The sequence below is a fragment of the Paenibacillus thiaminolyticus genome, assembly GCF_003591545.1.
Lineage (GTDB): Bacteria > Bacillota > Bacilli > Paenibacillales > Paenibacillaceae > Paenibacillus_B > Paenibacillus_B thiaminolyticus_A.
Window position 1 is genome coordinate 501,402 of sequence record NZ_QYZD01000001.1, and the last position, 13,948, is coordinate 515,349.

11 protein-coding genes and 2 pseudogenes are annotated in these 13,948 nt (G+C 52.8%); 8 read left to right on the forward strand and 5 right to left on the reverse strand.

Going from position 1 to position 13,948, the window contains the following annotated elements; all coding sequences use genetic code 11:
• Nucleotides 1-21: 21 nt before the first annotated feature.
• The 6 genes from DQX05_RS02415 (at nucleotide 22) to DQX05_RS02440 (ending at nucleotide 8,103) form a co-directional block, all read left to right on the forward strand.
• Complete coding sequence (locus DQX05_RS02415) at nucleotides 22-2,232, forward strand: hypothetical protein (protein ID WP_119790537.1); 2,211 nt, start codon at nucleotides 22-24, stop codon at nucleotides 2,230-2,232.
• A gap of 43 nt (nucleotides 2,233-2,275) precedes the next feature.
• Nucleotides 2,276-3,466, forward strand: a complete 1,191-nt coding sequence (locus DQX05_RS02420; protein ID WP_119790538.1) for a HEAT repeat domain-containing protein — start codon at nucleotides 2,276-2,278, stop codon at nucleotides 3,464-3,466.
• A gap of 31 nt (nucleotides 3,467-3,497) precedes the next feature.
• Nucleotides 3,498-4,886: a glycosyltransferase family 2 protein gene (locus tag DQX05_RS02425; RefSeq protein ID WP_119790540.1), complete on the forward strand. Its 1,389-nt coding sequence runs from the start codon at nucleotides 3,498-3,500 to the stop codon at nucleotides 4,884-4,886.
• A gap of 33 nt (nucleotides 4,887-4,919) precedes the next feature.
• Nucleotides 4,920-5,717, forward strand: a complete 798-nt coding sequence (locus tag DQX05_RS02430; RefSeq protein WP_119790542.1) for a response regulator — start codon at nucleotides 4,920-4,922, stop codon at nucleotides 5,715-5,717.
• A gap of 93 nt (nucleotides 5,718-5,810) precedes the next feature.
• Nucleotides 5,811-7,169: a nucleotide sugar dehydrogenase gene (locus tag DQX05_RS02435; protein WP_119790766.1), complete on the forward strand. Its 1,359-nt coding sequence runs from the start codon at nucleotides 5,811-5,813 to the stop codon at nucleotides 7,167-7,169.
• Nucleotides 7,156-8,103: an SGNH/GDSL hydrolase family protein gene (locus tag DQX05_RS02440; RefSeq protein ID WP_119790544.1), complete on the forward strand. Its 948-nt coding sequence runs from the start codon at nucleotides 7,156-7,158 to the stop codon at nucleotides 8,101-8,103. The genes DQX05_RS02435 and DQX05_RS02440 overlap by 14 nt, the downstream gene beginning before the upstream one ends.
• Nucleotides 8,104-8,261: 158 nt before the next feature.
• Here DQX05_RS02440 and DQX05_RS02445 read toward each other — a convergent pair whose 3' ends face one another.
• Nucleotides 8,262-8,705 carry a chymotrypsin family serine protease gene (locus DQX05_RS02445; protein ID WP_119790546.1) on the reverse strand — a complete coding sequence of 148 codons (444 nt, stop codon included), beginning with the start codon at nucleotides 8,703-8,705 and terminating at the stop codon, nucleotides 8,262-8,264.
• 797 nt (nucleotides 8,706-9,502) lie between these two features.
• Here DQX05_RS02445 and DQX05_RS02450 point away from each other — a divergent pair.
• Together DQX05_RS02450 and DQX05_RS30215 are read left to right on the forward strand one after the other, a co-directional pair.
• On the forward strand, nucleotides 9,503-9,856 hold the full coding sequence (locus DQX05_RS02450) for a lipocalin/fatty acid-binding family protein (RefSeq protein WP_119790548.1): 354 nt from the start codon (nucleotides 9,503-9,505) through the stop codon (nucleotides 9,854-9,856).
• A gap of 11 nt (nucleotides 9,857-9,867) precedes the next feature.
• Nucleotides 9,868-10,251: a hypothetical protein gene (locus DQX05_RS30215; protein ID WP_147385146.1), complete on the forward strand. Its 384-nt coding sequence runs from the start codon at nucleotides 9,868-9,870 to the stop codon at nucleotides 10,249-10,251.
• A gap of 202 nt (nucleotides 10,252-10,453) precedes the next feature.
• On the opposite strand, the gene DQX05_RS02460 is transcribed toward DQX05_RS30215, so the two are convergent.
• The 4 genes and pseudogenes from DQX05_RS02460 to DQX05_RS02475 form a co-directional block, all read right to left on the reverse strand.
• Nucleotides 10,454-11,170: a Crp/Fnr family transcriptional regulator gene (locus DQX05_RS02460; protein ID WP_119790552.1), complete on the reverse strand. Its 717-nt coding sequence runs from the start codon at nucleotides 11,168-11,170 to the stop codon at nucleotides 10,454-10,456.
• Between the two features lie 73 nt (nucleotides 11,171-11,243).
• Nucleotides 11,244-11,408 (reverse strand): rubredoxin, encoded by a 165-nt coding sequence (rd, locus tag DQX05_RS02465; protein ID WP_119790554.1) that lies wholly within the window; start codon nucleotides 11,406-11,408, stop codon nucleotides 11,244-11,246.
• A gap of 15 nt (nucleotides 11,409-11,423) precedes the next feature.
• Nucleotides 11,424-12,643: pseudogene (locus DQX05_RS02470) on the reverse strand (NAD(P)/FAD-dependent oxidoreductase).
• A 29-nt stretch (nucleotides 12,644-12,672) separates the two neighbouring features.
• A pseudogene (locus tag DQX05_RS02475) lies at nucleotides 12,673-13,909 on the reverse strand (FprA family A-type flavoprotein).
• Nucleotides 13,910-13,948: the final 39 nt, after the last annotated feature.

Consider the following 13,948-nt stretch of genomic DNA (forward strand, 5'->3'; position numbering starts at 1 on the left):
GGGTGAACAATACTACGATCCATGAGCCGGAGAACGAAGTGGAATCTCATCATAGTTGTTGTCTTGCTTCTCGCTGCCGGCGGGCTGGCGGGGTATTATTTACCCGGTCTGCTGTATCCGAAGCAGATAGCCTATGCTGATGCGAGCGGCATCAAGCTGAAGTTCAAGACGGAAGGAGATCAATTCCTCGAATACAGGAATGAGCAGTTCGAACCGTTATTTGTGAAAGGAGTCAATCTTGGGGCGACGGTTCCGGGACATTTCCCGGGTGAATTTCCGGTCGATGAGGAGACGTATTTACGCTGGTTCCGCCAAATTCATGATATGGGCGCCAATGTTATCCGCCTCTATACGGTGCACCAGCCGGTCTTCTATAAGGCGCTAGTGAAGTTCAATCGGGAGGAAGCGGAACGCCCGCTCTATTTTATACAAGGAATCTGGTCCCCGGAGGAGGAGCTCATCGAGAAGCAGGATGCGTATCTTCCGGAGATCCAACAGGAGTTCAAGCAGGAAATCGAGAAGGTGGTCAAGGCCGTCTATGGGGATCTGGATATCCCGGTCAAGCCGGGGACAGCAGGGGGGAAGTACAAGCAGAATGCGGGGCAGTATCTGATGGCCTGGCATCTTGGGACCGAGTGGGATCCGACGATGGTCGATAATACGAACCGCCTGCATAAGGATGTGAAGCCCTACCAAGGAAGCCGGTTCCAGGCGACGGAGAAGGCATCGCCATTCGAGAGCTGGCTGGCAGAATTGATTGATCTTACGGCAGAGCTGGAGAACCAATACGGCTGGCAGCACCCGATGACGTTCACCAACTGGGTGACGACCGACGTGCTGACGCATCCCGGCGAACCGCTGTTCCAGGAAGATATGGTCAGCGTCGACGCGCGCCATATTCAGCCGGTTGACTGGAAGGCCGGATATTTCGCGGCATACCACGTGTATCCGTATTACCCGGATTTTTTCCATCTGGACAAGACGCTGCAGACGTTGAAGGATGAGAATGGCCAATTCAATACGTATAAAGCGTATTTACGCCTATTGAAGGCGGAGTATCCCGATATGCCGGTCATGATTACCGAATACGGGGTGCCGGCCTCGATCGGGATTTCCCATTTGGGCATGGGAGGCCGCAATCAGGGAGGACATGATGAGCGGGAGCAGGGCCGCATTAACGCCTCCTTGACGAAGGATATTTATGACGAGGAGTTCGCCGGCGCGATTCTGTTCATGTGGCAGGATGAATGGTTCAAGAAGACCTGGAACACGATGCGCTTCGAAATTCCGGAGGATCGCCGTTCCTACTGGCTGAACGTGCTGACGAATGAGCAATTGTTCGGCATTCTCGGCATGTATCCGAGCAAGGAAGAGCAAATCGTGCTTGACGGCGATTGGAGCGACTGGGAGGCCCTGGAGGACAAGGTTCAATTGAAGACCGAGCTTCCGGGCATCCGGGGGATGTGGGCAACCCATGATGAAGCTTACGTCTATCTCGCGCTCAAGCTGGACAAGCCGTTCGATCCGAAGACGCAGACGCTGCATATCGGCTCCAGCGTGCTGGAGGGGGGCAACCGTACCATGCCGGAGCTCCCGGGCCTGAAGCTGGATGAAGGGCTGGAGACGCTCATCACGCTCGGCACGGATCAGGACAGCGAGATTCGCATCGCGTCCAACTATGATTTCAACAATCGGCTGTATGGTCCGTCTGGCTATTGGATGGTGGAGCCGAACAAGAAAGAGCTTCAAGATAATTCGGGGATATTCAATCCGTGGAAATTGGCTGTCAGCCTGAAGATGGAGCCGCCGGATACGAGAACGGCGCATCCGTTCCAAGATGTGACGGTAGGCAAGCTGATCCGCGGGACGAATAATCCGCAGGATGAACAATATCAATCGCTTGCCGCGTGGCAGTACAAGGGGGATTTCATCGAGCTGCGCATCCCTTGGATGCTGTTCGGCTTCGCCGACCCGAGCTCGAAGCAGGTCATCAGCTACGACCCGGTCAAGGACAAGCGGACGTTCACGACCGTGAAGACGGAAGGCATCCGGTTCCTGCCTTGGCTGTCAGAACGGGAACAAGCTTCATCCGGGAAGGAGGTCGTACCTTACGCTTTCCGAAATATCCCAGTATACCAATGGGATGACTGGGAGGAGGTTGGCTATACCGAGCGGCTGAAGCAAAGCTATACCGACATGAAAAATATATTCGAGCAGCTGGGTGCAGAGTAGTGGCCCAAGCTGCGCTTGATACCGACAAAGGAGGCACACGTACATGTTTTCCAGTTTGGGAGTCGCTCTCGGCTTCATTTACGTTTGTCTTGGCTTGATTGGCATCGGTGTACTCATTTTGTTATTGATGAAAGCACGCAATAACCGGCTAGCCAAGCATCAGGAGATTTATTTGGAGAAGCATCAGCCCTATTTCGTGTATTTGCAGCGACATATGCTGGACCCGGATCCGTTCCAGCCCCCCAAAGGGCCTCTTCGTACGCTGGAGATGCGGGTGATTCAGGATAAGCTGATGGAATGGATGGACAAATTCAGCGGGGAGCAGCAGCAGAAGCTGACGGCGCTCTGTGAAGAGATGGGTCTGGTCGACCGCGACATTAAGGAATTAGGCAGCCTGTTCTATTCCAAGCAGATGAAGGCGGCGTTCCGGCTGGGCGGAATGCGCTCTGAGCGGGCGGTTCCCCATCTGATGAAGGCGATGATGCAGGAGAAGGATGGTCCGCTCCTGCAGGTGCTGGCTCGTTCCGTGGCCAAATGCGCCAACGAGGCGGAGCAGCTCCATACGATGCTGCAGCAGTTGACGCGCCACCGCCAGAGCCACTTGCTGGCTGCGGAGGTGTTGGAAGAGACGCGGGTGAACGCGACCCCGATGCTCGTCCGCTGTCTCAAGGACGAGTCGGACAATATGGTCAAGGCGGCTTTGCTCGCCTTAAGCGGACAGACAGACGTCGCGCTGACGCCCGCCCTGCTTCCGCTCGTTGACAGTCATGACAAAGAGATCCGGGCCCTTGCGGTCAAAATGCTCGTTCGCGCCGGACATGCGCTGACCGAGAACAACATCCTCGAATGGATCAAGGATCCGGCATGGGAGATCCGAGCCGCTGTGGCAGAAGCGCTCGGACATTCCAAGAACACGGATCGAATCCCGGTGCTCAAGCAAGCATTGACCGATTCCAATTGGTGGGTTCGCTACTACAGCGCGAACAGCCTGTCCAATATGGGGGATGAAGGCTTCCATGCGCTGTGCGAAGCAGCACTGGAGACCGACGATCACTTCAAGTCGGACATGGCGAAAGATCGCATACACAAGGAGCTTCTGCGCGAACACTTCTTTGCCGGCCGGCGAGAGCAGGGTGCCGGATATCAGCCGAAGCGGATCATCTATGAGCAGTATTTCGGCGAGGCCGCGATCGCTCCGCTACTTGGCAGGGTAGGAGGCGATTATTCTGCTTAGAGATCTGCTGCTTGTCTATGGCATCGTCGTCATGTACTACGTCATTATTGTCAACTCTATTTATTTCGGCATAATGCTGTGTTCTTTTAAGAGCATTTCCTCAATTGTTCGCCGCAAGCGCTATGCGCTGCGCAGCAATCTCGCAGGCTCGGAGCATGTACCGCCGGTATCGCTGCTCGTGCCTGCCTATAATGAAGAATTGACGATTATCGAGAATGTGAAGTCACTTATGACACTCAACTATCCGACCTACGAGATTATCGTCGTCAATGACGGCTCCAGCGATCATACGCTGCAGGTGATGATCGAGGAGTTCGGGATGTACCGCATGGACAATCTGGCCGTGCGCTACGCGGTAAATTGCACGAAGTTCCGGGGCGTCTATTACAATCCGGAATATCCGAATCTGTATCTTATCGACAAGGCGAATGGCGGGAAGGCCGACTCGCTCAATGCGGGGATCAACTTCTCCCACTATCCGCTCATCTCGTCGATCGACGCCGACTCGCTGCTGGAGAAAGACTCGCTTATCCAAATGGCGAACCTGTATATGTCTAATCCGGAGGAGTATGTCGCCATCGGAGGCAATGTGCGGATCGCCAATGGCTGCAAGATCGAGAACGGCACCGTCACCGATGTGAGACTGCCGAAGAAGTGGTGGCCGATGTTCCAGACGCTGGAATATTTGAAGGCGTTCCTCGGCGGCCGCATCGGCTGGGGCGCGATCAACGGATTGATCATCGTCTCGGGCGCGTTCGGCCTGTTCCGCAAGGATTATGTCATCAAGGTCGGCGGGTACCGCGAAGGGTATCCGGGCGAGGACATGAACATCATTATCAAGCTCCACCGCTATATGCTGGAAAATAAATTGCCGTACCGCGTCGCGTTCTGCCCGGAAGCGGTCTGCTGGACGCAGGCGCCGGATACGTATCATATTTTGTCCAATCAGCGGAAGCGCTGGGGACGCGGGAATCTGAAAAACATGATCGAGAACTACGACATGGCGTTCCGTCCGAAGTACAAAGTATTCGGCTTGCTGTCAATGCCGTATACGATTCTGTTCGAAGCGCTGAATCCGTATTTCAAAGTTACGGGATTGCTTGCCCTAATCGGTTATGCGTTCTTGGACATGACGCAATGGCCTATCGTGCTTATCTTTATGCTGATCAATTTCTTGTCCGGCATGCTGCTTGCCATCGGCTCGCTGCTGCTGGAGGAGATCGCCTTCAAGCGATATCCGCGGATCAGTGACCTGCTGCGCATGCTCGCGTTCAGCGTGCTCATGTTCTTCGGCTACCGTCAGTTGGGAGGTCTATGGCGGATTCAAGGCCATATTCAATATTTCCAGAACAACAACTCGTGGGGGGCCATGACCCGCCAGAGCTGGCAAGAGGACAGCAAGCCGGTCAAATCGGCTTGACGATAACAGTTGGGAAAGGTGGTATTTCCGAAAATGCTGAACACGGTAATGAAACCGGAAGCTGCACCATCTGTCAAAGAAAAGGTCCAACGCTTATGCGCCAATGACAGCGACCGCCTGGGGGTGATACTCCTTCACGCTCAACCGTTCGGTTCGAACTGGGAAGCGGAGGCACGGGAGTGGCTCTCGGCTGACCGGAATCTCCGCTTCGAGCTGCTGCGCGATGCGGCCCATGACATTCTGGCCGTGCTGCTGCCGAATTCCGCGCTCGACATGACCCACTATCATGCGCTGCAGCTGAAGATGCTGCTCGAGCAGAGCCATGTCGGCAAGCCGATCGTATGCGCGATAGCCGCGCCGGACAACCCGGCGGAAGCGGAATCGCTCCTCTTCGATCGCTGGCCGGAGCTGAAGATGATGGACGGCACCGCCGGGATTTGCGTCCTGCACGATGAGCTGGAGGCGCCTGATGCGAAGAAAATTCTCATCGTCGACCATGACGACAGCGTGCGCGAGTTCCTGCAGATTCAGCTCAAGCTCCAGGGCTATGAGGTGCATGCGGCAACTGATGCGATAACCGCCCTGGACATGATCCGGAAGGAAGGCTACGACCTGATCGTCACTGAGCTCAATCTGTACGGGTTGAATGGCTTGCCGTTCATTTCCCAGATTCAGAAGATGGAACTAGCCAAAGAGCCCAAGATCATCATTCTGTCGGAGCAGCGCGTAGGAAGTACGATCGAGCACTGCTTCCAGCAGGGCGTCATCGATTATATTACGAAGCCGTTCTCGCCGGCAGATTTGGACGCTAGAATCAGAAACTGTTTTTAAATAGATATAAAAGTGCGTTCCCGCAGACAGGCAAGCGGAATGTGGGAACAGCACTATAATCCAATTCTTCTATGGAAGGTGAAACCTGTGAACATGTATGCCGCCAATTTGAAACACAACATCGAAAATCAATCGTCTGTCGTCGGAGTCATCGGTCTCGGATATGTCGGTCTGCCGCTCGCGGTGGAGATGTGCAAGCAAGGGTTCCGCGTCATCGGAATTGACTTGAATCCTTCCAAGATTGCCAGCATCCGCAAAGGACATTCCTACATCAAGGACGTCAGCGATGAGACGCTGCAACAATGCATGGACACAGGTCGGTTCATGGCTACGAACGAGTACGAGCATATCCGCGAAATGGATGCGCTCAGCATTTGCGTCCCGACGCCGCTGAGCGAGAATCAGGATCCGGACACGTCGTACATTACGCAAGTCGTGGATCAATTGAAGCAGTATATGAAGAAGGGGAGCCTCATTACGCTCGAGAGCACGACTTATCCGGGCACGACGGAGGAGCTCATTCAACGGGAGATCGAGAAGCTGGGCTACCGTGTGGGAGAGGATTTCTTCCTCTGCTTCTCGCCGGAGCGGGTCGATCCTTCCAACACGAAATACAATACGTTCAACACGCCGAAGGTCATCGGCGGCGCCACCCCGACCTGCCTGGAGCTGGGGGCCGCGCTCTATAGCCGCGTCGTCATGAAGGTTGTGCCAGTCTCGTCCACGAAGGTGGCCGAAATGTCCAAGCTGCTGGAGAATACGTTCCGCAGCATCAATATTGCCTTCATCAACGAGATGGCGATGATGTGCGACCGGATGAGCATCGATATCTGGGAAGTCATCGAAGCGGCTTCGACGAAGCCGTTCGGATTCATGCCGTTCTACCCAGGACCGGGCATTGGCGGCCACTGCATCCCGCTTGATCCGATGTATCTGTCTTGGAAGGCGAAGGGCTTCCGCTTCTACAGCAAATTCATCGATATTGCCCAATCGATCAATGCGAACATGCCGTACTATGTCGTGGAGAAGACCGGACGGATTCTGAATCAGAGCGCCAAATCGCTCAATCATTCCAAGATCCTCATCCTCGGGATGGCGTACAAATCCGACATCGACGATCTGCGTGAATCGCCAGGACTGGAAGTGTACGAGCTGTTCAAGGCGAGCGGCGCCAATGTCGATTACTACGATCCGCACGCTACTCACTTCATCAGTAAGTCGGGCAAAATGGTGCGCACCATTGACTACAATCTGCAGGACTTCGGAACGTATGACTGCATGGTGCTGATTACGAGCCACCAGTCATTCGATTATGAGGAACTGGCGGATCTGGGCATTCCAATTCTGGATACCCGCAACGCCTTCAAGGGCATCGAGCGGCCGAATATTTTCAAGCTGGGCAATTCGGTGCAGCAAATTCAGAGCGAGTGGGATCAGGTTGTTCTGGTCTAGACCGCTTCTGTGGCTGTTCCGCAGGAACGAGGAAGGCCGTTGGCGGCCCTCGTTCCTTACCGGGCAGCACGGGCTGAAGGTGGCCGTGCTGCTCTGCTATTTGGCAGTCGCTTCGCTGCTGCTTAGTCAGGCCGGAACGGAGAATACGCGGGCGACCTGGCTGTGGGAGACGAAGTGGATGGCGGAAGCGCCGGCTGATATCGTCTCCTTCGCGCAAGCGCAGCGGATCAATCTGATCTATCTGCAGATTGATGAGGAGCAGGAAGCGGAGTCATACCGCCGCTTCATCCGCATGGCCCGCGAAGCCGGCATTCAGGTGCACGCCCTGGAAGGGAAGCCCGAGTGGGCCAAGCCCGACCGCCGCGAGGAGGGCGTCGGCTTCATCCGCTGGGTCCGCGATTATAATGCGGCCGTTCCGGAGGAGGAGCGGTTCAGCGGCGTCCATTTCGATGTCGAGCCTTATCTCCTGCCGGGCTGGAAGGAAGAGCAGGCTCGGATTGTGAAGGAATGGACGGACAGCATGGACCGCTGGATTCGCGAGGCCCGAGAGGCGGGACTGTTCATCGCGGCAGACGTGCCCTTCTGGCTGGACAAGATTCCGGCGCCAGAGGAAGACGCCTCGATGAGCGTCTGGGTGCAGGAGCGGTTCGACGCCATCACGATTATGGCGTACCGCAACCACGTCAATGCGATCTATGACGTGGCCGCGGCCGATCTGAGCATCGGGGAGCGGCTGAACCGCCCGGTTCTTGTCGGGGTCGAGCTGGGCCAGACAGACGAAGGCGAGAGCGTATCGTTCCATGGCCAGTCGAATCATTATTTTGATTACCATCTGCGAGCGCTGGAGCAGCAGGGAGGACGACATCCGTCCTTCGCCGGCGTCGCCATCCATCATCTGCGGGCATGGTACGATAAGGTGTACGGAGCGGAATGAATCAGATAGATTGGAGCCTTGCTTTTATTGCAAATAAGATGAGGGGCTGAATAATCCGGCCCCTCGATATTGTAATCATTTATTTTACTTTGTCATTAAACCTCCAAGACAGGCCTCTATTCATAACGAACTGAAGTCATAATGATACCCATTGATTTTTAATTGTAAATATATACACCATCCAAATTCAGGTCGTTTAGGACGTTAGTTACATGACCATATCCAATTACATCCGACTTATATCTATCATGATACCCAGCAAAGGATAAAGTGCCTGTCATCACTGATCTCATCATTCCAAAGTCGGCATGAAACGTTGGTGCTCCACTACCCCCTTTAGATGCTTTAGCCTTCACAACTCTCATTTGTGAGTAACTAATACCTGGATTCTCTTCATCAAGGGTAAAATACCGGTTTGTAACGAGTTCACCGCAGGTAATTTCCGTTGTATCGCCAGATTTACATATAATAGAACCTAGAACTTCTTCGTCTTCTCTTTCCCAACCATTGATAGACAGGCTTTCATATCGATTGTTATCAATAAACTTGCCTGCCTCTGATGAAGAAATTGAAATACTTAGGGCATCAGAGAATAAGAGCATCAGATAAACTTGGTCTTCCAGGAAAGGCCGAAACTCTGTTTACAGAACCAATAGAGCTTCCACCTTGCTGGAAGGAGTCGCCGACACGACCCCAATGTCCTGCTGTAATATAATAATACCGTCCTCCGCTATAAGCAGTAAATGCTCCTGTACATCACTGGCACTTTATTTTGACTCGTCCCCCAGTAGAAAAAATTGATGTAAAACGCTCTAAGTGCCAAGTTTTACTTAGGAAAATGGACAATCTCCACCCCCTCGTAAAAAAATGGGGGGTTCCAATGGTCTGAAAACAGCACAATTTCCCTAGACACGTCTATCCGGTAAGCGGAATCCGCAGAACTGCACGATTTCTCCAGACACGTCTATCCGGTAGGCGAATCCGCAAAACTGCATGATTTCTCCAGACACGCTTATTCGGTAAGCGAAATCCTGCGCAAATACAGCAATTCGCTATGGACGACCTCACTAGAAAGGGGATCCTGCAAAACGGCAGGAATTTCACCCGTTTCGCTTCGACTTGGTGCAAAAGGGCCTAAAATGATGTAGATATGCAGCAATTCCTCGTGATGTGGACTCATTGAGCCAAAATTCCTGTAAAATAGCAGCAATTCCCTCCACAGTTCAAGCCCCAGGGGGCAACGATGCCTCCAGAGGGCGATGATGCCGCCAAGATCCGAGCGTTTATCCAATTTCGGCTGTAAAAATAAGCGATAACGTACTCAAATCAGATGTGACGATAAAAGTGAACAACAATGTAGTCGAAGCGGATTGATATCGATCATCAGCCGATGAAGACGATGAAATCGAGCAAGAACGCGAGGACCCGGAAGGGAGACTTCACGTTGTCGCTCTATTCATCGAAGACCGTATATAAGGCAGGAGAGCCGATAGACATCTGGTCGACGCTACAATATGAAGGTGATGATCGTATAGAAATCATTCATCCGAATCGGATGATACTCTATTCCATTCGGGACGAAGCGGGGCAAGTTACAGATGACATGACCCAGGTTGCGCGCAAGCAAACGGTATTCGAGCCGGGGGACATGGTGCTGGATGCCCTGAATTCCTTTCATTTGGTAACTTATAGTTTTCTATATAATAGAGACACTGCACCGGAGCCTGGCGTAATCCGTTCAGCGACAATGTAAGGCGCGCTTTCTTGCCAGCTGGCAAGTACCGAATTCTGGCTTATACTTCTTCAATGGAAGAGGAGGGAGCCGGAGAGAAGCTCGATGAACTTCGGGTGGAGTTGGAGATCGAGGTGCGGGAGTTAGGGGAGCAAGAGGTATCAATGGTATGGAGTTCTTGCGCCTGCGCGCTGGCGGCCCAGGATTGGGCATTGTCCAACGGGCGCGAGAATTTGTGCCGTGTGGGCGGCATGCCTTCCTGGATAGAGGACGCTCAATATCCGAGCTGCCCCGAATGCCGCGAGACGATGGCCTTCATCAGCTCGATTCCGAGCTGCCGCTGGCGGACGGCCAGGAATGGATGTGGGGCAGCGGCGGGATCGGCTACCTATTCTGGTGCGACCGCTGCAAGGTGAGCGGGCATTTATGGCAATGCACCTGACGGGAGCACAGAAAGGTAAAGGGATTATACGGGGCAACGGGGATTATGCGGGGAAACGGGATTAATGACCCCTCGTAGGCGGGGCACTTTACAAGTGCCTCTGCCCTACGGGTTGCTAAGGGGGTGTCTGGCCTTAGATGGAAGTGAATAGAGGGGATTGCAGCTCAATATATGAACTAATCAATATATTCGTTCAGTTTTTGCGCATTCAGGATCGTGATTTCCCGGGTGCCTTTGATTTCAATAATACCCAGCCGCTCAAACTTGCTGAATTTGCGGCTGATCGTTTCACGTGTCACGCCCACATAATTGGCCAATTCTTCGCACGACAGGGGGAGTTCTATCTTGATCCGCTCCTGCGCTCCTTTCACCGGTTTGCCGTATTTATTGCCGAGCTCCAGGATCATATAGGCAATCCGTATTTCAGGGTCCTTGGTAGCCAGGCTTTGGGCCAGGTTTTCCGTGTGCGCCAATCGTTTGGTCACCGTTTTGAGCAGCTTCAACGAAATGTCCGGGTTGTTGCGGACAAGATGCTCCATATTATCCTTGGTGAACATGCAAATGTCGGTCTTTTTCAGCGCATAGGCACTAAAATTACTCAATTCATCGCTATTGAATATATTCAACTCGCTAAAAAAATCACCGTTGGTCAGGATATGCAAGATTTGCTCTTTGCCTTGAGGCGTCACTTTCAACAACTTGACATGTCCTTGCTTAATAATGAATAAGGTGTCCGAAGGTTGTTCCTCCAGAACGAGCGCTTCGCCTTTCTCATACTTTCTGTGTTTGATCATGGCGCTGACTTTAGCCAATTCCTCATCAGACAGAGAGGCGAAAATAGGAACCTTGCGGGTGCAAGGCTCCTCGGCGTATTGGCAGGAATCTTCTGTCATCGTCTCCACTCCATTCCCTCTATCTGCTCCAGGGTGCAGTGCGCAAGCATGATCGCACATCATTTGCATGCTGCTAGCCTTCAATAGGAGCGAATTGGCTCTTATCTTCCCCGCACACCGGACATACCCAATCCTCGGGAAGATCCTCAAACGCGGTGCCGGGTACAATGTCTTCATCAGGATCGCCAATGCTTGGATCGTAAATATATCCGCAAGGCTGACATATATATTTTTTCATCCTATTCTCTCCTTGTTATTGCAATCTACTGGAAATTTCATTCATGACTTCCTCCATGCTGCAGCTTGCAACATCGATTCCATCCAGAGGAAGCTTTTGTTCAATAGCGGCTTTATACGGTAAGGAAGCGGCAGTGTTTTCGAAGGCAATCGCCCCGCATAGGGAACCGTCTTTGATAAAAATCCGTCTGTAACGCCCTTGCGCCGATTCGGTTATGCTGGTATCGGACTGCTCTTCATCCACCAGACCGATGGAAAATAAGGGGGTGTTGAATATGTTGGACAAGGTCATCGGAACCGGCCGCTGGTACATCGCTTTGCGGTTCGCCATATTGGCCCCGGCCACTTGTCCCTGCTCGATGGCGCATCCCCACAGGCCGTCCGCCTTGCCCTGGAATTCGGCGCAGTCTCCTGCGGCATAGATATGAATGTCGCTGGTCTGCATCTGCTCGTTGACGATAATGCCCTCCCGGCTGCCAGGCCTGCCTCGCGCGCAAGCGCTATGTTCGGCATGACCCCGATCGAGTAGACGATATGCTCGCAAGCGAGAGTCGAGCCGTCTTCAAGCTCAATCCCGTCTGCGCGGCCTGCGCCAATGATGCGGGTGACGCCTTGTCCCAGCCTGACCTCCGCTCCGCATGCAACGGCAGCTTCCATCAATATCGCCGAAGATGGGGCGTCCAGCTGCCGAGGCATAAGCCGCGGTCCGGCCTCAATAATCGTGACGGAATATCCCGCTTGGATAAGCGACCAGGCCGTTTCCAACCCTTGAATGCCGCCCCCGATGACACAGACCCGCTCCCCCGTACGCAAAGCTTCCTTGAACTTGTCCGCATCATGCCTGTCGCGAATGTTATGCACGTTGGGAAGGGAAGCGCCCTCCATACTCAGCCTGCGATTCGTGGCTCCCGTACACAGAAGAAGCTTATGATATGCTATCCCGCGGCCGTCAGCGGTTATCACCGCTTTTTTCTCTGTACTGATAGAAGAAATACGGGTATTGTCATGCACGGCAATTCTGTTTTCATGGAACCATTTTTCTTTCTTAATCAAGATTTTCTCACTGTGCAAATCGGTAAACAACCCTTTCGACAGCTTTACCCTGTTGTACGGAAGGGCCGGCTCTTCTCCGAAAATGGAGATCTGCGCTACGTCATCATGATCTCTAATCGCTTTAGCAGCATGTACGGAAGCAACTCCACTGCCCACAATAACATAATGGCGGTTGTCGGCCATATTCCTCTCCCTTTCCTTGCCTGATCTCATTAGACCGCGCTAAGCAGCAAGTCTGAGATGAATTCGGCAGCATTTCTGATTTTTTTGATTTTGTCTTCTTCCTGCGGGGAGAAGCGCACGCGAACAGGGAATTCCACATGCGTCATGCCGGTTGACTTGATTACGCTGGAGGTGCTTTGTACGGTCAGATTCGTCTGATTCAAATAATCCTGGACCACCTCAATCGCTTCGCCGCTCCAACCGTAGGATCCGAAGGCTGCGCCAAGCTTTCCTGCCAGATCCATCTTCAGCATTTTCTGCAGCAGGGGCTCCAATTTTCCGGTCATATCCGCATATTTCGTCGAGCTGCCGACCAAGACGGCGTCTGCAGTCCCGATGCTGTGCAAGATGTCAGCCTCGTCAGCCTTGTCCACGTCCCACAGTTCAACGGCGATATTGTTGTCAAGAAAGCAATCTCTCAATATATGGGCCATTTTTTTCGTGTTATTTTTGAGCGTTGCATAGACGATGGTTACTTTTTTTGCCTTCCTTCGTGTCGGTGCTGAGTTCGGCATACAAGCCGATGTACTTGGCAATGTCGTGCCGCAGTATAAAGCCATGGGAAGGGGCGATGATGTCGATCTCCAAGTCCCGGACAGCTTCCAGCAGTGTCCGGACGTATCTTCGGTGCGGATGGATAATGGCCCGGTAATATCCAATGAAATCCCCTGTGATATCCAATCCCGCTTCATCGGCAAAGAGATGCTCCACGGCAACATGGGTACTGAATATATCGCAAGGAAACAAAATTTTATCCTCTATGCAATACGTGATCATGGTTTCTTCCGTATGCAGATAAGGCGTTTCTTTGAAGAGAAGCGTCTTGCCTCCGATTTCAAGCTGATCTCCATCCTTGACTACCAGGTAATTGCGGTGGTGATGCTTGTACATTTGTTGAATTTCCGGTACGGCAATTTCCGTACAGACAATTGTGGCATTGGTTGCCTTGGCCGCCAGCGCCGCCAGACCGCCTGAATGATCCGGTTCGGTATGGTTGATGACAATATATTGGATATCCAGCGGATCGATCATTTCTGTTATTCTTTCAACGAACTCTCTTCCGAACGCGATATCTACCGTATCAATGACCGTTGGTTTTCCGGTCTTGAGCAAATATGAATTATAGGTTGTCCCTTTTGCTAACAGAAGACGATGAAAGGGAACCTCGCGGCTATCGATTTTTCCTACCCAATAAATATCCTTGGACAGCTTATGCTCCATGTGCATTTGACTAACCTCCTGCGGTTCAATTTGGACGACACCCTG